The sequence below is a fragment of the Croceitalea sp. MTPC6 genome (assembly GCF_036985525.1).
Classification (GTDB): domain Bacteria; phylum Bacteroidota; class Bacteroidia; order Flavobacteriales; family Flavobacteriaceae; genus Croceitalea.
The window spans coordinates 99,428-119,307 of sequence record NZ_BTGR01000005.1 but is presented as its reverse complement, the minus strand read 5'-3'; the positions used below and the strand labels follow the sequence as shown (position 1 = coordinate 119,307).

At 36.3% G+C, this 19,880-nt stretch carries 20 protein-coding genes and 1 other RNA gene; 9 read left to right on the top strand and 12 right to left on the bottom strand.

Translation table 11 applies throughout. The annotated features are described in order from the left end of the window. Positions 1-349: 349 nt before the first annotated feature. Positions 350-2,419: a hypothetical protein gene (locus AACP56_RS10905; RefSeq protein ID WP_339337963.1), complete on the bottom strand. Its 2,070-nt coding sequence runs from the start codon at positions 2,417-2,419 to the stop codon at positions 350-352. A gap of 238 nt (positions 2,420-2,657) precedes the next feature. Then, the gene (locus tag AACP56_RS10900; protein ID WP_339337965.1) at positions 2,658-3,221 is read right to left on the bottom strand and encodes a DUF6252 family protein; all 564 of its coding nucleotides are present in this window, start codon (positions 3,219-3,221) and stop codon (positions 2,658-2,660) included. Positions 3,222-3,372: 151 nt separating this feature from the next. Here AACP56_RS10900 and AACP56_RS10895 point away from each other — a divergent pair, with 151 nt between their 5' ends. From AACP56_RS10895 to AACP56_RS10880, 4 genes are all read left to right on the top strand, one after another. Beyond that, positions 3,373-5,151 (top strand): tetratricopeptide repeat-containing sensor histidine kinase, encoded by a 1,779-nt coding sequence (locus AACP56_RS10895; RefSeq protein ID WP_339337967.1) that lies wholly within the window; start codon positions 3,373-3,375, stop codon positions 5,149-5,151. 74 nt (positions 5,152-5,225) lie between these two features. Continuing rightward, a complete protein-coding gene (locus AACP56_RS10890; protein ID WP_339337969.1) occupies positions 5,226-5,963 on the top strand; it encodes a LytR/AlgR family response regulator transcription factor in 738 nt (245 codons plus the stop codon). A gap of 83 nt (positions 5,964-6,046) precedes the next feature. Then, positions 6,047-6,391, top strand: coding sequence for a hypothetical protein (locus AACP56_RS10885; RefSeq protein ID WP_339337971.1), 345 nt, complete (start codon positions 6,047-6,049; stop codon positions 6,389-6,391). A 12-nt stretch (positions 6,392-6,403) separates the two neighbouring features. Continuing rightward, the gene (locus AACP56_RS10880; protein ID WP_339337973.1) at positions 6,404-6,811 is read left to right on the top strand and encodes a hypothetical protein; all 408 of its coding nucleotides are present in this window, start codon (positions 6,404-6,406) and stop codon (positions 6,809-6,811) included. A gap of 63 nt (positions 6,812-6,874) precedes the next feature. Here the strand turns inward: AACP56_RS10880 and AACP56_RS10875 are convergent, their stop codons facing one another. Together AACP56_RS10875 and ssrA are read right to left on the bottom strand one after the other, a co-directional pair. Next, a complete protein-coding gene (locus AACP56_RS10875; protein ID WP_339337975.1) occupies positions 6,875-8,122 on the bottom strand; it encodes a site-specific integrase in 1,248 nt (415 codons plus the stop codon). A gap of 237 nt (positions 8,123-8,359) precedes the next feature. Further along, positions 8,360-8,758, bottom strand: a transfer-messenger RNA (tmRNA) gene (gene ssrA / locus AACP56_RS10870). Positions 8,759-9,000: 242 nt separating this feature from the next. On the opposite strand from ssrA, the gene AACP56_RS10865 reads away from it, so the two are divergent. Continuing rightward, on the top strand, positions 9,001-10,209 hold the full coding sequence (locus AACP56_RS10865; RefSeq protein ID WP_339337977.1) for an NAD(P)-dependent oxidoreductase: 1,209 nt from the start codon (positions 9,001-9,003) through the stop codon (positions 10,207-10,209). A 39-nt stretch (positions 10,210-10,248) separates the two neighbouring features. Next, positions 10,249-10,575: a hypothetical protein gene (locus AACP56_RS10860; RefSeq protein WP_339337979.1), complete on the top strand. Its 327-nt coding sequence runs from the start codon at positions 10,249-10,251 to the stop codon at positions 10,573-10,575. Between the two features lies 1 nt (position 10,576). Here AACP56_RS10860 and AACP56_RS10855 read toward each other — a convergent pair whose 3' ends face one another. From AACP56_RS10855 to AACP56_RS10840, 4 genes are all read right to left on the bottom strand, one after another. Beyond that, a complete protein-coding gene (locus tag AACP56_RS10855) occupies positions 10,577-11,692 on the bottom strand; it encodes an Sb-PDE family phosphodiesterase (RefSeq protein WP_339337981.1) in 1,116 nt (371 codons plus the stop codon). Positions 11,693-11,776: 84 nt separating this feature from the next. Continuing rightward, positions 11,777-13,120 carry a cell envelope integrity protein CreD gene (gene creD, locus AACP56_RS10850; protein WP_339337983.1) on the bottom strand — a complete coding sequence of 448 codons (1,344 nt, stop codon included), beginning with the start codon at positions 13,118-13,120 and terminating at the stop codon, positions 11,777-11,779. 49 nt (positions 13,121-13,169) lie between these two features. Next, positions 13,170-13,466, bottom strand: a complete 297-nt coding sequence (locus tag AACP56_RS10845; protein WP_339337985.1) for a winged helix-turn-helix domain-containing protein — start codon at positions 13,464-13,466, stop codon at positions 13,170-13,172. 1 nt (position 13,467) lies between these two features. After that, positions 13,468-14,076 carry a hypothetical protein gene (locus AACP56_RS10840; protein WP_339337987.1) on the bottom strand — a complete coding sequence of 203 codons (609 nt, stop codon included), beginning with the start codon at positions 14,074-14,076 and terminating at the stop codon, positions 13,468-13,470. Positions 14,077-14,166: 90 nt separating this feature from the next. Here AACP56_RS10840 and AACP56_RS10835 point away from each other — a divergent pair, with 90 nt between their 5' ends. Continuing rightward, the gene (locus AACP56_RS10835) at positions 14,167-14,541 is read left to right on the top strand and encodes a DUF1801 domain-containing protein (protein ID WP_339337989.1); all 375 of its coding nucleotides are present in this window, start codon (positions 14,167-14,169) and stop codon (positions 14,539-14,541) included. On the opposite strand, the gene kdsA is transcribed toward AACP56_RS10835, so the two are convergent. Beyond that, entirely contained in the window at positions 14,542-15,360 is an 819-nt protein-coding gene (gene kdsA / locus AACP56_RS10830; RefSeq protein WP_339337991.1) for a 3-deoxy-8-phosphooctulonate synthase, read from the bottom strand. 70 nt (positions 15,361-15,430) lie between these two features. Here kdsA and AACP56_RS10825 point away from each other — a divergent pair, with 70 nt between their 5' ends. Together AACP56_RS10825 and typA are read left to right on the top strand one after the other, a co-directional pair. Further along, a complete protein-coding gene (locus AACP56_RS10825) occupies positions 15,431-15,988 on the top strand; it encodes a hypothetical protein (protein WP_339337993.1) in 558 nt (185 codons plus the stop codon). A gap of 99 nt (positions 15,989-16,087) precedes the next feature. Continuing rightward, positions 16,088-17,887 (top strand): translational GTPase TypA, encoded by a 1,800-nt coding sequence (gene typA / locus AACP56_RS10820; RefSeq protein WP_339337995.1) that lies wholly within the window; start codon positions 16,088-16,090, stop codon positions 17,885-17,887. On the opposite strand, the gene ppgK is transcribed toward typA, so the two are convergent. The 3 genes from ppgK to AACP56_RS10805 form a co-directional block, all read right to left on the bottom strand. Then, a complete protein-coding gene (gene ppgK, locus AACP56_RS10815; protein ID WP_339337997.1) occupies positions 17,884-18,633 on the bottom strand; it encodes a polyphosphate--glucose phosphotransferase in 750 nt (249 codons plus the stop codon). The two genes, typA and ppgK, sit on opposite strands and share 4 nt — an antisense overlap. Before the next feature lie 84 nt (positions 18,634-18,717). After that, positions 18,718-19,149 (bottom strand): hypothetical protein, encoded by a 432-nt coding sequence (locus AACP56_RS10810; protein ID WP_339337999.1) that lies wholly within the window; start codon positions 19,147-19,149, stop codon positions 18,718-18,720. 1 nt (position 19,150) lies between these two features. Next, positions 19,151-19,834, bottom strand: a complete 684-nt coding sequence (locus AACP56_RS10805) for a cell division ATP-binding protein FtsE (protein WP_339338001.1) — start codon at positions 19,832-19,834, stop codon at positions 19,151-19,153. Positions 19,835-19,880 lie beyond the last annotated feature (46 nt).

The following is a 19,880-nucleotide window of genomic DNA, read 5'->3' as shown; positions in this document are numbered from 1 at the left end:
CGGTTTTCTTGAACTTTTAGATTGTTTCTGAAAATACTCTTTTATTGGAATTAAACTCTTTACCAAAAGCTGATTTTGTAAAGAGTTCAAATAAACCATTAATCAATGTTGTTAGCCATAATGACTGCGAAGTCTATTATAGGAATAATAATCGCATAGCCGCAGAAAACGACAACTTCGCTAGGAAGCCCCATCAAAGCTAGGGTTACCTTTTTTCTTGGATTGTCCAATGCCTTTTTTCCGATTTGTTAAATCCAGATTCCAAGAATTAACGCCAGTAACACATGGGAATTCCAAGGTTCACCCATAAAATGGCCTAACGACAACTGGCAAAAAGTTATGCTTCGGATTAAAGCCGATAGTCACCGTTACTATAAGCAACCAGCAGCGAAGCACTGGGTTTTTTACAATTATTGGGAAAGTCAGAAAAAATGATGCAATCCGGTAAGCCTTCTTTAAGTCGGATGGTCACCTTACCGGTATCGTTTCCTAAAAATCTGTTGGAAAATTTATAGTCTGCCCGATACGCCACTATGGTCTTACCGTCTTGACCTGCAAAGGACTTCAAGTTGGTGATGGTATTTGGAATATATTTATTTAGTGCCCATGTCTCTGACTGTCGCCGTACCATGTCATTTATAAGTTTTGTAATATCCTGCTTCCCCGATGGAGCTCCCGCAATGCGCATTTTTTCATAAACGCTAATCCCCTTTAAGCGCTGCAGCGGTTTGCCAGTGGCATAGTTGAGTAAATTAGCTTCAAATTGAGCCATGGCTTTACCCCTACAATCATTGTTTGCAAACATTAAGTCCAAATCGATTTTGAGTCGCTTTAAACGGTGCATGAACTCTACGTCGTTTCCGTTGGCATTGGGGTCTGCGTACATGTCCGCCAAATGTGCTAAAACGCTTTTATCTCTTGGTTCTTCCAATAGCAGCTTGGCCTTATAGATCGCAGGCTTGGCGAAAATTCCCGAGCCCTCATAAGCCCAATGATTACAGCTACTATATAGTTCAAATCCTGAAAGGGCTTCTTTAGTTACAGTATATGCTTTGCAAACCAGTTCCATTAATTGTATTTTTTCTTCGGGTAAGGCATCAAAACAATTTTTGCTAAACGCGTTGATATACCCATTGAACATCGTTAAAAACTCCGAACTTTCCTTTTCAATTTGAAGATTCTCTGAGTGCCCCCGGTATAAATAGTCGAAAAACTCAGCATAGTACATATCTTCCGTATGGAAACGCATCTCCTCTTCGGCCTCTCCGGTGTTTGCTAAATAATCAAGACGTTCTTGTTGCTTGAGTAAAGCATTTTCTTGAGCCAAACGCGCTTTTTCTTTTAGTAGAAACTGCCGCTGCTGTTCAATTTTTTGTTCTAATTGATTTTTAATCGGATTGTCGGGGTCTAAATCGGCAACATAACGTTGATATAATCCAGAAGTTTCTTGCTGACTTTTGGTCTTGGCGATAGCAGCCGTGACATCTGGCATAAGTTGGCTTACAATTTCAGTCTTCTTGGCCTGTAGGGTCTTTAAGGTAGATTGCACCCTATCAAATTCCATCACCCTCCGGAAGTTTTGTTTAAAATCTGCAAGAACTGTATTGATTTTGGAAACATCAGGTTTTGGGGAATCAATGCTGTTAAGCTCAGCAATTTGTTTGGGCATAAGCACCTGAAGTATGTCCTCAACTTTGGTATTCAGTTGACTTGCAAATTTTTTCTGCTGTACCGTGCTTAACTTGGCAAAAAGTGCAGTGTTCTTTGATTTAAAGTCAAGCACCTTTTTAATTGATCGGTATTCAAGTGGCAGTGCTTTGATGGCTTCAAAATCGCTCACCAACTGATTTTCGGCAGAATCAGACTCACTTTTAGTTATCTCTTTGGCTATGGCATCGAGCTCAGACGGAAAGAGTACGGCATATTTTATGGATAAATCCGTTTTTAGTGCTGCCATCTCTGCTGCATCCAATTCATTGCGCTTTAGCGCGGTAAATTTTGCATCCAATTCATTTCGCAGCTGGTTTCTTTGTTCGATTTTATTACTGAACGCGTCGCTACGAAAATCGATGTGATAATTGTAAATAATGCTTTGGAATACCCAGGCCTTGTACCGGTCTGCATTGTAGTTTTGCTTGGCATAACAGCTTTGAATCTTGCGCCAGCTCTTGGTTCGACCATTCTTTCCCGAGGAAATAAAGGATTTCTTCCAATAAGGGGTATAAAATTTATCGGAGTAGAGGTTAATCGCCATATTTTCAACCGTACCCCTAGGCATGGCAGTACCAATTCGCATATTTGGATATTCGTTTTTAATCGTGTTCATCCAGTTTCCGATATCATCACAGTTCTGGGAAAAACATAGGGTTGAGAACAACATTGCAATTACAGCAAAGCATTGGCGTGAAGAACTTTTCATATATATGATGATTATGTTTTCTAAACTGTCAATAGGACGAACATGATACGATTCCTTATTAGAGTCAGTAAGTGTAAGTTTCAGTCCGTTGCGCTTATAAATATAAAAAATCAAGTCTAGTCTAAATGTGGTTATGGTGAACTATTGTAAATGGCCTTTTATGACAGCTGCCTATCCACTGGGCCGGATTAAAGGATTCCTATGGAACATTTGACCCGCATAGACCATGAAGGCCTTATTAATCAATAACATAATTGATATTGTTGAAGACACCATCGGTAACTTGGAGTACTTCGCCCGTATCTGAATTTTTAACATTGAATTCAAACTCGCCAGAAATAATCTGCTCTTGCTTATCAATGGCAGTTATTCTTACAAACCCCGAACTCCCGTCCGTGTCAAAATCAAAATTTTCTCCCTCAGCTCCATTGGATGAATATCCACCTGCGAACTGTAGCGCCAATGGATTGGTTATCGGATTATTGATCTGAACGTCTTCCACGATAAGGTCAAAATTCAATCCTGCCATAGAAAGAGCGATAGCTTCACCTTGTGTTACGTCTTCACTTAGGTCAATACCGGCAATGGTAAACGTAAAAAAGGCTTCATTTTGGACAAGCTGGGCCGAAATGGTAGCCACGCCCCTGTCGTTGGGGACGGCCTCAAAATCGTTTCCATTGATTTTAGCGGTGATAAATGAATTGCCCAGCTCACCATTATCACCGTCGGTTGAAGCTGAGTCGTCATCGCTGCTGCATGCGAATAATAATATTGAGAATAGAATTGGAATAATCTTTTTCATAGGTGTTGATTTAGAAAAAATTAAAGTTGCATATTTCCTGCGATGCCTCCCATAGAGAATGTTTTATCGTAGGTGTATTTCTGCTTAACGTCCGGTTTAAATTGTATTACCGTTTTTAATAGTTATTTTAATGGTCCAAACCAAATTCTTAATGAAACCACTTCTCACTTTCATACTACTAGTATGCTATTTTATATCATCAGGGCAGTTTAGAGTTGCGGACTCTCTCGAAAACATTATCAATGACTACAAAGGAATCGACACCACTTTGGTGAATTTGAGGCAGAGCTATGTGGCTAATAAAATGCTGCGAACACCGTCGGATACAACTTGGCTCATTTACAACCTCAAGACCCTATCGCTTGCTGAAGAATTGGATTTTAAAAAAGGACAGTTAATTGCCAGTAATAATATTGGAGTGGTATATCATTATTTTCAATCAGACCCGCTCACCGCATTGGATTACTATCAAAGAGCCTATGCCATCGGTGAGACAGACCCTTCTTTCAAACGCTATCAATTTGCATCGCTTACCAATATGGGATTGATTCATTATGAACAAGAAGACTTTGATAAGGCCTTACCAATCTTTAAAAAGCTCTTGGCCTTCCCACAACGCAAGAGTAATAGCCTATCCAACATTGGTAACATCTTTGGCCTGAGACAACAAACCGATTCCGCCGTGTACTATTTTAAAGCTTCAATTAAGGAAGCTGAACTGACTGGTGATGTGTTGCAAATCGCCAATGTAACCAGTAATCTCGGTTTGGTACAGGCCCAGGCCGGTCAAATGGATAAAGGTTTGGCCAATACCTTGACAAGCCTCAAAATGATGGACTCCCTAAAGCTTGAAATATTGAGAGTGCCCGTTTCTATCAATGCGGCTGAAGTTTATATGTACAACCATGATTTAGAAAAAGCTGAAACCTATGCACAGGCCAGCCTGAATGCCGTTAAATCGCTGAACAATTTATATACCGAAACAAAAGCCCTTCAGACCTTGGCCAGGATCCAAGAAAAAAAAGGTGACTACAAAGGGGCACTGGAGAATTTTAAGGCATATACTATTTTAAACGACAGCCTAATCAATGTAGACCGCAAGGTTGAAATATCCCGAAAGGAAATACAATTTGAAGCGGATAAGAAAGAAACGCTTGCTCTTGCGGAAACTGAGCGTCAGCGTTTTATCAAAAATGCCTCAATCTTTGGGGGTAGTGGAATCATCCTGGCATCGTTATTCGCTTTTGTATTATATCGTAGAAAGCAAAAAGCGGACACTGCGAAAAAGGAAGCTGAGTTTAGGGCAACCGTTGCAGATGTGGAATTGAAGGCGTTACGCGCGCAAATGAATCCACATTTTATTTTCAATAGTCTCAATTCCATTGGTGATTATATTTTAAAAAACGACAGTCAAGAGGCGAGCGATTACTTGGGCAAATTTGCCAGATTAATGCGTATGACCTTGGAAAATTCCGATAAGAAAGAAATTACTTTGATGGAAGATATTACTCTACTCAGAACATATTTGGGCATAGAACAAAAACGCTTCGATCATTCTTTTGATTTTAAAATCGAAGTGACAGATTATTTGGATATAGATAAAGTACTCGTCCCACCGATGCTGCTGCAACCCTTTGTTGAGAACAGCATCATACACGGCTTATCCACCATGGAAAATAATGGGAAAGTTGATGTCACTTTTGCGACCCATAACAACGAATTGGTTTGTACCGTGGTAGATAACGGTGTGGGACGGAAACCCGCAAAAAAATCAGTAGGACGGAACGGGAAAAGTTCCAAAGGCATTGCCATAACCCAAAACCGAATTGATATCCTAAACCGAACCAAAAACGCCAATGGTGCTATCAAGATAATTGACAAAACTATCGGCACCAAGGTAGTTGTGACCTTGCCTTTGCATCAGGTTTAGTGCTTATGAGCTACCCAATCTCAGGATTTTTTATCTTTAGCTACGGAATGCGACCTATTTTACGTTAATATGCTATGATAAAAACCTTGATTGTTGATGATGAAAACCACTGCATCAATAGACTGTTGCACTTAATTGAAAGAAGACCGAACACCTTTGAAGTCGTTGATACTTGCCAAACAGTAGAAGCTGCTCTGGAAGTCGTTAAAAACAAACCTCTGGATTTAGTATTCTTGGATATTGAAATCAAGGATAAGACTGGTTTTGATTTTCTTCGACAGTTAGAACAAATTCAATTCAACACGATTTTTACAACAGCTTTTGACAACTATGCAATTAAGGCATTCAAGTACAGTGCCTTTGATTATCTTCTGAAACCCATTGATGTGGATGAATTCAATGCGTCTATAGAACGTTTAGACAAAAAAATGGCCAAGAGCGGGAATGATAATCAGGTGAAAAGCTTGCTCGAAAATGTCGAGCAAAAGCAACTTAATTTATTGACCATTTCTTCTGTAGAAGGTTTTGAGACCATACAAATAACAGATATTATTCATTTGGAAGCCAGTGGAAATTACACCTATATCCATACCAGGGAAAGTAAAAAAACAGTCTCTAAACCCATCAAGTTTTATGAAGATTTCCTAGATAAGAATGAGTTCTTTAAATGTCACAAATCACATCTCATTAAATTGAATGAGGTCAAAAGCTACCACAAAGGAAAACAGGGCTATGTGATTATGACCAATGGCAATCAATTACCTGTAGCAGTAAGACGGAAAGACCAATTTCTTGGAAAGTTTGACTACTAAATATATCAACTTTGGATATTGAAATAAGGACTATGACTTTATGTTAAATAGAATGAATCAGAAAATGAAAGTTCAAATAAACGATGATTAGACCTAATGATTGGAAAACCATTCCTATTCCAAGTGAAAATGAAAGTTTTTATTCTGGTCGCCTTTTAATGCCAGAAGAATACTCTAAGCTTTATATAAGGCTGAAACCAGAAAGTATGGATGATAAATGGTTTGCCTATTGTCAAGGAAAATCTATATACTTTCACCGTAGTTGGCTAGGTCATTGTATTTTTATAGCAAGGGTTGAAAAAAAGGGAGATGAGATATTTCTTGGTGAAGTGACAGTCAATAAAAACCCAGAACAATTTGGTGCTCAAGATATAGAAGTGAAAAGAGGAATGTTCGAAAAGCTAGTTGACCTAGTATTACAAAAATAGTTAAAATAAGGGATGAAAATAAAACTTCTCATACTGACCATAATAGGTCTAAGTTTAAGTTTTTGTGGCCCTTACTTGACTTGTGCAGATATCAAAACTGGATCATTTTATATGATATACTCAGATAAGGATTCTGTTCTTATGGAACGAAAAGGGAATGTCCAAATTGAATATTCAAACATTACTGATAAAGAAAATGGAGCTTACTCAAATCTTGAATGGATTGACGGTTGCACTTATATATTAAAATTTGATGAAACGAAGCATAAACTGAATAAATCGCAACAGTTGGTTAATGACAATAATGGGTTAGTTGTTACCCAAGCTAAAATTAATGATAGATGCATGGGATATAGAGCAGTGTTAACACTAGCCAACGGCAAATCTAAAGCAAAAACAGGTAAGATATGTCTGGAGTAAACTATATCTAACTTACTTTGGTTGCTCTTCAAGTCAATAAATTAAAGTTCAAATAAACGATTTTTAATTTATCGACTTCTTATTCCCTTCCTTAACATTGATTCCCGACAATTTCTCCTTCAAAACCGACATATCATCACTAACCTTTTTAGTAATGATTTGAGCATAATGCTGTGTAGTGCGTAAATCTTTATGCCCTAACATTTTGCCAACGGTTTCGATAGGGACTCCGTTGGAGAGTGTTACTGTGGTTGCAAAGGTGTGGCGCGCTAAATGTGTGGTCAAATTCTTTTTAATACCACAGAGGTCGGCAATTTCCTTTAAATAGGCATTAGCCTTCTGATTGCTTAGAACAGGTAGTACGCATTCTCCAGCAATCACTTTTGGGTGGTCTTTGTACTTTTCTAATATAGCTAGTGCGGTCGGGAGTAGAGGAATGCTAAATTTTGCATTGGTTTTGGTGCGTTTTGCCTCAATCCAAAGTTCTCCATCGATATTCATGACCAAATTATCTGGGTTCAACTTCTTTACATCAATATACGCAAGTCCCGTATAGCAGCAGAATACAAACATATCCCTAACCATGGCAATTCGTGGCCATTTAATTTCAAGATCTACCAAGCGTTGTAGTTCTTCTGCGGATAGAAATTCGCGGTCTACCCATTTAAACTTAGCTTTGAAATTATAGAAAGGGTCATTGTCAATCCATCCATTCGCTACACTCAACCGAACAATCTTTTTAAAGTTATTAATATACTTTAAAGCACTATTATGGTTGCAATTTTTTATTGACTTCATGAAGTAGTCAAACCGAGTTATAAATTTTAAGTCTACACTTCTTACCGGTAAATCCTCTCTCTTATAATCATGTTGGATGAATTCTGCGATATGATTTCTAGTAGTGAAATAGCGCTTCCATGTTCCGATGGCAAATTCCTTATCTACTAGTTTTTTCATTTGTTGGTTATGCTCATCAAAAATTTCTAAGAGCATTTTAACCTCTCTATCCTTCCCTTGATAAATGTTTTTAATATCTACTGCCGTAAATGGATTTCCTTCTTCAATAAGCTGATGTTGTATTCTGTTTATCTTATGGCGAATTGTAGTCATAAACTGATTCAATTCTTCAGCTTCAACACCTTTTCCCTTTAATTTATTCATTCGGGAGTCCCATTTAGATGGGTCTATTTTTCGGTTCAAACTTATTCCTGTTCGTCTCCCATCTACTGTAATTCTTAGGTATAGACCCGCTTTCCCGTTCTTGTCGCGACGCTCATCTTTTATATAAAAAAGTGTAGAAAATGAATTCATAAGTTTTTAGGTATCGATTTATACCTAATAAAGATATAAAAAATGAATTACATATTTTTATAATTACCTAAAAAAGAATGAATTACAAAGAAATCGACACCACTTTTAATTTTTAAAATAGGTGTCGAATAGGTGACTTTTAGAATGGTATTATTTGCATATATTTGAATACATATAAAATTAAAAAATCCTGTAAATCAGATGTTTACAGGATTTTGTACTAATTTGGTATTTTAATAGTGGAGCCGGGGAGAATCGAACTCCCGTCCAAACAAGCAATTATAATGCTTTCTACATGTTTAGTCTTTGTTTAATTTTCGATATGTACCTGACCAAATACCGCCCAATACATACTTAGCTTCTTAAGATTTTGGTGACACTACCAAAGCGAATAGTATCCTTGTGTTGACTTTTATGGTGTCTTTAAACGAATCGCCGTCAACAAGGGCTATTCAAAGACATCTCGCTTCGCTACCTTGTAGCGACGAGGCAAATCCTACTATAATTCAGATTATGCGGCAAGAGCGTAATTATTATCGCCAATTAAAAGTGTGAATCCTGAGATTAACGAGCTATAATCCAGCGCTCGACATGCTTACATTACCATTGGTCTCGCTGTCAAAACCAGTCGGCCCCATTATTTCAATGAACAATTTTTAAGGACGGCAAAGTTAATTAAAAGTTTGCTTACCCCTAACAATACCCTTATTTTAGGTCAATAATTATACCAAATGAAACGAACATTGAGAAATTTAAAAATTGCTTTACCAAAGGTGATATTTAAATTTATTTATGAGAGAACGAGTACAGCGCGTGGTTACATACGTTCTTAGTTTTATAATTAATTTACTATAAAATAATTACTAAAATTTAAACGTGTGAGATTCGGAATTATACGGGAACGAAAGAACCCACCAGATAAACGTGTAGTTTTATCGCCATCAATTTGCGAAAGCGTATTACAAAAGTTTCCAAAAGCTGATATTATAGTTGAGCCTTCTCCTTTAAGGGTGTTTTCTGATGATGAATATTCAAAAAACAAAATTGAAGTTGCAGATAAGATGGAAGATTGTGATGTACTGTTAGGGGTTAAGGAGGTGCCTATCGATTCTTTAATTCCAGATAAGAAATATTTCTTCTTTTCCCATACTATAAAAAAGCAATCTTATAATCGAGATTTATTGCGTGCCATACTTCAAAAAAATATTGAACTCTATGACCATGAAGTAATTACCAACCAGAATGGACAACGCTTGGTAGCCTTTGGAAGGTATGCGGGTATTGTAGGTGCATACAACGGGATACGTGCATATGGGCTTAAGTTTGATTTATTTGAATTACCAAAAGCCGAACTTTTAAAAGACCAAGCCGCTTTAATAAGCGAGTTGAAAAAAATAAAACTTCCCAATATTAAAATTCTACTAACCGGTAGGGGTAGAGTAGGTAATGGTGCCAGGGAAATGCTAGATGCTATGCAAATTAGAAGAGTCAATATGGGGGAATATCTGAAGGACACATTTAATGAAGTGGTTTATTGTCAAATTGATGCTTCAGAATATAATAAACGCAAAGATGGTGTTAGGGGAAATAAAGCAGATTTTTTTGAAAACCCAGAAGAATATAAATCAAACTTTTTTCGCTTTGCCAAAGTAACGGATTTTTACATTGCAGGGCATTTTTATGGTGATGGGGCGCCTTATCTTTATACACGGGAAGATGCGAAGCATCCGGATTTTAGTATAAAAGTGGTGGCTGATGTGAGTTGTGATATAGATGGTCCCGTGGCAACTACAATTAGACCCTCTACAATAGCGGACCCCATATATGGTTATAATTCAAAAACAGAAAAGGAAGTTGATTACAGAAATGAAGAAGCAATAGCAGTTATGGCTGTAGATAACCTCCCTGCAGAATTACCAAGAGATGCCAGTGATGGTTTTGGAGAAGCCTTTTCTAAATACGTAATCCCAGCCTTTTTTAACGGGGATAAGGACGGTATTCTAAAGCGTGCTAGGATGACTGCTAAAGGCGAGCTTACCAAAAACTATAAATATCTACAAGATTATGTAGATGGTACGGAAAAATAAGTAGTTGAACATTTTCCTTTTTTACATCAACTAGTAATATTGGAAAAAGAACTATATTCGGAAACCTTTTGGCCAAGCATGCGATTTAATTGGATAATTTCTTTTGATGTTAACGACGAGATGAAAAAACTCTGTGTGGACATGGAATATCTACTTAGAGAAAAAATATCAAAATTTTTGATTTCCAATTGGGATGACTTAATGGATGATTTTGATAAACTTGTTTTTGATATTGATATGGTAACTAAAGAAATTACGATATCAGATAAATCTCCTTTGCATATAACCTCCATTATTCAGGATAAATTTTATAGAGAGTTTAACCCCAATTTTCTTGGTAATGCAAGAACAATAGATCGTTTTTAACTTACTTTTTCATAATTACTTCCCACTCAATTATTGGATGGATTTTTGGTGCAATATATGAACCTATTGCTTTGAGTTTTAATGTAACTGAATCTAAGACTTTCAGGGTTTTTATCTGTAGGATTTTGGTTTCTCCTGATTCAATTTCTATAACTGGAGAACTTCCATAAAATGTATATTCCATTGCATTTTCAAAAAGTAGTTTATTGCTTGAGATATTAGTGATTTCTACATCTAAAATTTGGGTGTTTGCCAAATAGGAAGCTTTTTCTATTTTTAAACAGGCTTTTAATAATGGATTTACATATTCAGGTTTGCCCACAAATAATTCATTAAATACCGCTACTGTTCTACCGTTAAAGAGAGCTTCTTTTAGACTTTCTTCAGTCCTCTCTTTTGTAAAAACAAGTGTTATGGGTCTTGTATAACCCTTCTCAATATAATCCCAATCAACCAATCCATGAACATCACTTGTGCCCATAATGGTTAAATCATTTTCTAATGCAATTGCTAAAGACTCTTCATCATAAAGACCAGAATTTATGACCTCAATGCCATGTAATTCTTTCTTCTCAACTCGCTCTTTTTGAAAATCTGTCCAAATAGGATTTCCGGTGGGAGATTGCCATACCCAATTTGGATGATTCCAAAATATAAAAGCGCCTTGCTTTTTGGCTGTAGCAAATTGTAATATAGAATCTGTATCCATTAGTTTATTGGCATCTTCAATAAAAACAGCATTATTATGGCCAGCTGGAGCATTACGAGTAATCTCTGATCCATTTATTATAATCAAATCATGGTTTTTTGCTTCAGAGAGTGCTAATTCGTAAGCGCGATTTCTATCAGGATGGGGAATATCTTTACCATGTGGTTGGTATTCTAAATGTTCAGTCAATGAAATGGCATCAAGATTGTCCCTTAACGCTTCTTGTACTCGAATGTCTGGCCATACACTCCCATCAGAAAAAACACTATGGATATGTAAATCTGTTTTTAAAGTCTTATACCCTAGTATATCTGGAAAGGACAGTGCTCGCGTGCTTTTATGTGAATGTTCTTGCGCATTAAGACCAAAACAAAGTAATAAGACTGAAATATAAAGTAGATTTTTCATCAGGTATAGTAATTAGCTAATCAAAAATATACGATTATTTCAGTCTTAATCCATCAAACAGTTTTTTAAAAGGTTAAGAATGGGTTAATCAGAATTTCCCCAATCTATTTTTTTAGAAGCAAACATGATAATTGCTAGAATAATAAAAAGCCCAATACTACCTACCAGTAAGGCGTAATTCTCTAATTGAATGATTACAAAGATAAATGTGTGTAGTGCAGACAGAGAGCCACCTATTAGAAGGGGAAATTTATTATGCTTTAAAATTGTTCTCGAATAAATTGTAATGAGTCCTATTACAGCTGTACCAGCTATTAAATATGCTTTTAGGAAATTTTGATGTTCAGAAATAGAGATCAATAAGGTATAAAACATAACCAATGCCAATCCTATCATTAAATATTGAAAAGGATGTATATCTATTTTGCTGATAATCTGAATTAGCAGAAATACGAGTAAGGTTAGGCCAATAATTAGTAAACCGTATTTACTGGTGCGTTCTGTTTTTTGATAATCATCCACAGGGATTATTAAATCTGTACCAAAAGAAAATTGCGATAAGTCCGGTAACCTATCAAAAAATTCTTGTCCAAATTGACGATTGGTCTCCAACACTTTCCAATTGGCTTCAAAGCCATCTTTTGCTATTTTCTTTGTTTTATCGTCTGGTAAAAAGTTCCCGTTAAAACTAGGGGAATGCCAATCAGATTTCATATTCACGAGTGTTTCCCTTCCAACGGGGATAAACTGCAAGCGTTCACTACCATTAATTTTTATGTCCGCGGAATAGGCAAAAATGCTATCAGTGCTGAGATTTTTTATAAACCCGCTTGATAGTGTACTCATGTATTGGTTATCAAACTGGGGCTTTAAGCTTAACTTGTTAGTATCTAGCTGAATAGTAATTTCGTTTCGTATTCCTTTTAAGTTTGATGTTTTCATTAGGACAGTTGCCTTGTTCCAAAGAATATCTTTATTTGGAATTTCTTCGGTAGAAAAATCAAACCCTTTAAAGCTTCCTTTTAGTTTTATATCTGAAGTGTAAACTACAGATTCATAAATACCGCGTTCTAAAGATTCTGTATCAACCTTGGCATCAATTACTAAATCTTCTGGTAGAAAATAGGCATTATGATATATATCCTCATAAGTTTTAATGTAAGTTTTTGACTTCGCATCAAAGACCTTTTCTTCTTTATAGGTCTTATAAGGGATTTTAATGATTGGTCCATATAGCGTAACCTGATTGCCCCACTTTTGGTTTATTTCCTGAATTACTTCAGTTTGTCTAAACCCTCTTTCCCTAATTAAATCTTTTACAAAACTTAACGGAATTAAAAGGATTACCAATATAAAGCCAACAATGATCATTCTTGCCGATATTGATGTTTTAAACCAGTTTCCAATTCTACTTCTTTTTGTTTCCATGATGTTGTAATTAAAGTACTTTGTTTTTCAAAGTGAATTAATAAAAAAATTATTCTTTCTTTTTTATGAGACTTTCCAGAGCTTCAATATGTTTTTTAAATGCAATGCGGCCACTTTTTGTGGCACTATATTTTGTATTGGGCTTTCGATCTATAAATGATTTTTCAACAGCTATATAATTTGCTTTTTCCAATGTTTTGGTATGGCTAGCTAAATTACCATCAGTGACATCCAGCAATTCTTTTAAAGAGGTAAAGTCCATGTTTTCATTAACCATAAGGATGGACATAATACCCAACCGTATACGGTGGTCAAACAATTTATTAATGTTGTCAATTAAGCCCATGCTAAGCTTTTTCTTCTTTAAAATAGATGAGGCTACCATAGATAATATGTAGAAAGCCAAATCCAACAACCCAGAACCAAAATCCATAACCTGGCATAGCGGAACATATAAGACCTAATATGATCTCAGCATAACCAAGGTATTTTATATTGCCAATGGTGTATTTTGATGCATTTACCAAAGCGAGACCGTAAAAAATTAACATAAGTGACCCGGTTAAACCGTAATGCTGGCTACTTAATTTTATAAGAATATAGATGCCTCCAGTTATTAAAGGGACTAAAAAGCTAACCAATAGTCTTTTTGTAGTAGCATCCCATATTTTTTCTTTGTTCTTTTTAGCCTTTTTTGAACTGAGCAAGTAAGCGGTTATAATGCTTAGGGAAGCAACGGCTATCAAAATTGCCAGAATGAGTTTAAAATTCCAGCTGTGCAGGGTGAGGTAAGTGCCAGGTTCTGGCAATAAAAAAAGATAGGTTATGACTGCACCTGTAATAGCATAAACACCAGCCATGATACCGGATAAACCACTAAGAGATATGAAGCGCGAAGAACGGCTCATCATATCCTTGATTTCAGAAATATCTTCTAAGTATTTGTTTTTACTCATGATAAAGTACTTTGAAATTCAAAGTTAATTTATTTTTTAAGCATGAAAATATATTTAACAGAATTTATGATTGTTCCTTATTTTTAGAATATGAATCCAGCTGAAGAATACATTTTATCTCAACCAGAGCCTTATCGGAGCATTTTACTTCATCTTAAAGCAGTAATTGAAGCTACCATTGATAATGCGGAAATGAAGTTTAAATGGAATATTCCCTGCTTTTATGATGGCAAAAGTCCTATTTGTTATTTGAACGCTTCACCAAAAAAGAACTTTGTGGATATTGCTTTTTGGAATTCTGCCCATTTGACCAAGCATGTTGAACTTATGGTGACCGAAAAACGAAAAGTGGTAAAATCACTTAGATATTCAACGTTGGAAGGAATTAATGATGAGGTGTTAATAGCTGTTTTACAAGAAGCATACTCCCTAAAGAAAAAAGGCTTTTACAAGAAAAAAGGTTAATTACAAACGATTTATCGTTTTTCTAATTGCCACTAAGTCTGTCAGTAATTTTTTCAATAGACTTAAATCGAGCATATTTGCTCCATCACTTTTTGCATTTGCGGGGTCGAAATGCGTTTCCATAAAAATTCCATCAACACCTGCTGCAATTGCAGCCCTTGCCATGGTGCCAATAAGTGCTGGTCTGCCACCTGTTACTCCAGAAGATTGATTGGGCTGCTGCAAAGAATGCGTAACGTCTAAAACAACGGGAGCATATTGCTTCATAGTTGGAATACCCCTAAAATCCACCACCATATCTTGGTAACCAAACATGGTTCCCCTATCTGTAATCCATGCCTTTTCGTTTCCGGAATCTGTGATTTTAGTAACCGCATGTTTCATGCTTTCTGGACTCATAAATTGTCCTTTTTTTAGGTTGACAACTTTCCCGGTTTCAGCAGCAGCAACTACTAAATCGGTCTGGCGAACCAAAAAAGCTGGAATCTGTAAAACATCTACGTATTCCGCAGCCATTGCTGCATCTTGTTCCGTATGTATGTCCGTAATTGTTGGCACTTTAAAGGTTTCAGATACTTTTCGGAGAATTTTTAATGCTTTTTCATCACCAATTCCAGTAAAAGAATCAATCCTACTTCTGTTGGCTTTTTTAAAACTTCCTTTAAATACATACGGTATTTTAAGCTCGTCCGTTATTGCAACTACTTTTTCTGCAATTCGCATTGCCATTTCTTCACCTTCAATGGCGCATGGGCCAGCTAAAAGAAAAAAATTGTCGCTTTTTGTATGTTTTAGCTGAGGAATCAGACTTAACTGCATGAGTATATGTTTTAGGCAAAAATACTATTTTGATAAAGTATCTGTTACTATACTACCAAATTAACCTACTATGCAAAAAATTACACATTTAATTTTTTGGCTGTTTTCTATTGGAATTACTGCCCAATTTGGAAAAAACTGTGAAATAAGACAGTTGAAAATAAATCTGTTCAACCCAGGTATTGAATATGAAATGGCACTTGGTGTAAATAGTACGCTAGATTTTAGGGTGGCTTGGCAAGCGGCTATTGAACCAGCTTCTGAAAATCCAGTAGAAGATTTTGATTTCTTTCCTGCGATTACGGTCCAAAATAGATATTACCATAATTTTGATGGGCGAGATAGAAGAGGAAGACAGATTTACGGTAATTCCGGAAACTATATAGCACCCTCGGTTGCAATTTTTTCTCCAGATTCTAGAATGGTTAACAATGAAATTATTGATGGCGTACACGGTTATGCTGGGCTTGTTTATGGGGTGCAACGGAGTTATAATTCTGGACTAAGTTTCTCTATTGATGCTGGTGCTGGTTACTACGTCGGACCTTTTGAAGGAGGAATTCAACCTGTGGTTAATTTGAGTATTGGTTGGATAGTGAGTGAGAAACGTTGGTGTGTGGGTAAATAGTTTTTGAAACTACCTCAAAATCAATAAGATAAAAATAACATTTCATTGTGTTGTAGCGTAACTAAATCGCAGTATCTTTGCACGCTCAAAAACAAGGTTATGTCTAAAATCAAGAATATTGCCATTATTGCCCACGTTGACCACGGTAAGACTACGTTGGTTGATAAAATAATGTTCCATTGTCAACTATTTCGTGATAATGAGAATAAGGGGGACTTAATTTTAGATAACAACGATTTGGAACGTGAGCGTGGTATTACCATTGTTTCTAAAAACGTTTCCGTAGTTTACAAGGACACGAAAATTAATATTATTGATACTCCAGGTCACGCCGATTTTGGTGGAGAAGTAGAGCGTGTATTGAATATGGCTGATGGTGTCTTGTTATTGGTTGATGCCTTTGAAGGCCCTATGCCACAAACCCGATTTGTGCTCCAAAAAGCTATTGATTTAGGTCTTAAGCCATGTGTGGTTATCAATAAAGTAGATAAGGAAAACTGTACGCCTGAAGAAGTACATGAAAAAGTTTTTGACCTGATGTTTGAATTAGGTGCTGAAGAATGGCAGCTAGACTTTCCAACCGTTTATGGTTCTGCCAAGCAGAATTGGATGAGTGAAGATTGGCAAAATAAAACTGAAAACATTGAACCTTTATTGGATATGGTTATCGACCATGTGCCAGAATTTAGGCCAGAAGAGGGTACAACCCAAATGTTGATTACCTCATTAGACTTTTCATCATTTACAGGTCGTATCGCTATCGGTAGACTTACCAGAGGTTCGTTAAAAGAAGGACAACAAATCTCTTTGGTAAAAAGAGATGGGACTATTGTAAAGTCTAAAATAAAAGAGCTTTATACTTTTGAAGGTTTAGGCAAACAAAAGGTGCAAGAGGTTAAAACAGGAGATATTTGTGCTCTTGTTGGCGTAGAAGGTTTTGAAATAGGTGATACCGTTGCTGATATTGAAAACCCAGAAAAGTTAAAAACAATAGCCATTGATGAACCAACAATGAGCATGTTGTTTACCATTAATGATAGCCCATTTTTTGGTAAGGATGGAAAATTCGTGACTTCACGCCATATTAAAGAACGTCTTGAAAAGGAATTGGAAAAAAACTTAGCCCTAAGAGTTGAAGAAACCGATAGTGCAGATAAGTTTATGGTATTTGGTCGTGGTGTACTTCACCTTTCTGTTTTGATTGAAACCATGCGTCGCGAAGGTTACGAATTACAGATAGGGCAACCGCAAGTAATTATCAAAGAGATTGATGGGGTAAAGTGTGAGCCAGTAGAACATTTGACTATTGACTTACCAGAAGAAGTTTCTGGAAAAGCTGTTGAAATGGTTTCTATCCGTAAAGGAGAGATGACGAGTATGGAGGCCAAAGGTTCTCGCATGCTTTGTGAGTTCATGATTCCGTCAAGAGGAATAATTGGTCTTAGAAACCAATTGTTAACGGCTACTGCTGGTGAGGCTATTATGGCACATCGCTTTTTGGAATATCAACCGCTTAAGGGAGATATTGCCCAACGTAACAATGGTTCATTGGTTTCAATGGAAAATGGTTCAGCAATTCCTTATTCAATCGATAAATTACAAGACCGAGGTAAGTTTTTTGTAGATCCAGGAGAAGATATTTATGAAGGTCAAGTAATTGGCGAGAATTCCCGTTCTGATGATATGACTGTGAACGTAACAAAGACCAAGAAGTTGTCCAACGTACGTTCTTCCGGTGCCGATGATAAGGCAAAGATAGTTCCAGCTATTAAATTTTCATTAGAAGAAGCCTTAGAATATATTCAAAAAGATGAATATGTTGAAGTAACCCCAAAACACTTGAGGCTTCGCAAAATTTATTTAAAGGAAGTAGATAGGAAAAGGAATAAAACGGTCTAACCTATAACCTTAATTTTTGATCCTGCCATTGCAGCCCCAATAATTCCTGCATGATTCTGAAGTTGTGCAGCCATTACGGGAGTGTCCACTTTAATGTAATCTTTATATTGATCCCAGTCTTTGGATATACCACCCCCTAAAATAATATGGTCCGGAGAAACTATCAAATCAACTATTTTCAAAAATTTATTAAAACGTTTTGCCCACTTTTGGTAAGAAAGCCCTTCTCTGTCAATTGCAGAACCTGCAGCCCAAGTTTCAATCTTTTTGTACTTTTTATAGGGAATTTGACCAAGTTCAAAATTAGGTAAAAGCTCCCCGTTAATAAATGCACCACTACCTAGACCTGTACCTATGGTAATGATTAAAACAAAACCTTCCAGGCTCTTGCCAATACCATGGTTTATTACTGCATAGCCTGCCGCGTCTGCATCATTGACAACAGAAAATTGTTGTCCTGTTGCATCTTCAAAAAGTTTGTCCACATCTACACCTAACCAAGATTCATCTAGGTTGCCGGGCGATTTGCATATACCGTTCTTTATTACTGTAGGGAATCCACATCCAACTGGCCCCTGATATTCAAAGTGTTTAACTAGTTGTGCAATAACTTCGGCCATTGCTTCAGGTGTTCTTGACTTTGGGGTAGGTATTCGGTGACGTTTAGTGAGCATTTCACCAGTTTCTGTATTTACCAATGCACCTTTCATGCCTGATCCGCCAACATCAATGCCAAGAATTTCCATAGTAGGGTAAAAATTTTATTTGGCAAAGAAACAAAAATCTTTTGGTAAGCTTTTCTTAAGGAGGTGGAATGTTAAAAATCGGTATTAAAGCGTATTATCTACAGGTTCAATAAAATAGTCAATAGAGTTCAAAGAATGGTTGGGGTCAATTACATCCAGTAATTTGTCTATAGCTTTTCCAAAACCGGTCAACATATTCAACTGTTTATTTTTACCTAAAACACTGGAGATGGTTTCATCCCTATTTCCGAATTTGTATCCGCCTTTTTTTATCCAGATTAGATTAAATAGATGTTGCATGATAACATTGCCCAATTGGTCTATGGATATGGCTGTTTTTAGACCGAATTCCCCAATTCCTTTAAGGCCTTTGGTAAAAAGTTGGTGAAGCAAACCAAAAACAAAACCAAATACGCCTGTAGTGAATAATAAGACTATAGATATTAATAGAAGCAACAATCCAATTAAAGGATTTTTTCGTTTCGCTCTTTTACCATCTACTTCTTTATAAATCATTTTAGACTGCTTTTTGAATTACTTCAAACATTCTACTTCCGTCACACTTTATCGTTTTGTGTGGATATTTTAAAATTAAAGCATAGTCATGTGTAGCCATAATAATGGTACGACCGCTTTCATTTATTTCTTGTAAGACCCGCATAACCTCTACGCTTGTTTGTGGGTCAAGATTACCGGTTGGCTCATCTGCTAGGATAAGTTCAGGATCATTCAATAAAGCCCTAGCTATTGCAATTCGTTGTTGTTCTCCACCTGAGAGTTCATGGGGAAATTTGAATCCTTTGGTTTTCATGCCAACCTTATCCAAAACTTCTTCGATTTTGGCATCCATTTTTGATGTGTCCGTCCAGCCAGTCGCTTTTAAAACAAATTTTAGGTTATTGTTGATATTACGGTCAGATAACAGTTTAAAATCTTGAAATACAATACCCAATTTTCTTCTAAGAAATGGGATTTGTTTTTCTTCTAATGATTTAAGGTTAAAATCAACAATACTCCCGTATCCTTGCTTTAATGGTAAATCTCCATAAAGCGTCTTCATAAAGCTACTTTTTCCGCTCCCGGTCTTTCCAATCACATAAACAAAGTCTCCTTTTTTTACTTCAAGCGTAATGTTGTTCAGGATAAGATTTTCATTTTGAAAAATGGCAACATCTTGTAATTTTAAAATGGTTTCGGGCATCTTTTGTTTTTAATAAAATAAAGGTACGAAGTTCTAAAAATACTAT

Bases quoted from the DNA above. Each gene is read 5' to 3' on its own strand.
- AACP56_RS10905 (WP_339337963.1), bottom strand. From the start codon at position 2,419: ATGAAAAGTTCTTCACGCCAATGCTTTGCTGTAATTGCAATGTTGTTC.
- AACP56_RS10900 (WP_339337965.1), bottom strand. From the start codon at position 3,221: ATGAAAAAGATTATTCCAATTCTATTCTCAATATTATTATTCGCATGC.
- AACP56_RS10895 (WP_339337967.1), top strand. From the start codon at position 3,373: ATGAAACCACTTCTCACTTTCATACTACTAGTATGCTATTTTATATCA.
- AACP56_RS10890 (WP_339337969.1), top strand. From the start codon at position 5,226: ATGATAAAAACCTTGATTGTTGATGATGAAAACCACTGCATCAATAGA.
- AACP56_RS10885 (WP_339337971.1), top strand. From the start codon at position 6,047: ATGATTAGACCTAATGATTGGAAAACCATTCCTATTCCAAGTGAAAAT.
- AACP56_RS10880 (WP_339337973.1), top strand. From the start codon at position 6,404: ATGAAAATAAAACTTCTCATACTGACCATAATAGGTCTAAGTTTAAGT.
- AACP56_RS10875 (WP_339337975.1), bottom strand. From the start codon at position 8,122: ATGAATTCATTTTCTACACTTTTTTATATAAAAGATGAGCGTCGCGAC.
- AACP56_RS10855 (WP_339337981.1), bottom strand. From the start codon at position 11,692: ATGAAAAATCTACTTTATATTTCAGTCTTATTACTTTGTTTTGGTCTT.
- creD (WP_339337983.1), bottom strand. From the start codon at position 13,120: ATGGAAACAAAAAGAAGTAGAATTGGAAACTGGTTTAAAACATCAATA.
- AACP56_RS10845 (WP_339337985.1), bottom strand. From the start codon at position 13,466: ATGGGCTTAATTGACAACATTAATAAATTGTTTGACCACCGTATACGG.
- AACP56_RS10840 (WP_339337987.1), bottom strand. From the start codon at position 14,076: ATGAGTAAAAACAAATACTTAGAAGATATTTCTGAAATCAAGGATATG.
- AACP56_RS10835 (WP_339337989.1), top strand. From the start codon at position 14,167: ATGAATCCAGCTGAAGAATACATTTTATCTCAACCAGAGCCTTATCGG.
- kdsA (WP_339337991.1), bottom strand. From the start codon at position 15,360: ATGCAGTTAAGTCTGATTCCTCAGCTAAAACATACAAAAAGCGACAAT.
- AACP56_RS10825 (WP_339337993.1), top strand. From the start codon at position 15,431: ATGCAAAAAATTACACATTTAATTTTTTGGCTGTTTTCTATTGGAATT.
- typA (WP_339337995.1), top strand. From the start codon at position 16,088: ATGTCTAAAATCAAGAATATTGCCATTATTGCCCACGTTGACCACGGT.
- ppgK (WP_339337997.1), bottom strand. From the start codon at position 18,633: ATGGAAATTCTTGGCATTGATGTTGGCGGATCAGGCATGAAAGGTGCA.
- AACP56_RS10810 (WP_339337999.1), bottom strand. From the start codon at position 19,149: ATGATTTATAAAGAAGTAGATGGTAAAAGAGCGAAACGAAAAAATCCT.
- AACP56_RS10805 (WP_339338001.1), bottom strand. From the start codon at position 19,834: ATGCCCGAAACCATTTTAAAATTACAAGATGTTGCCATTTTTCAAAAT.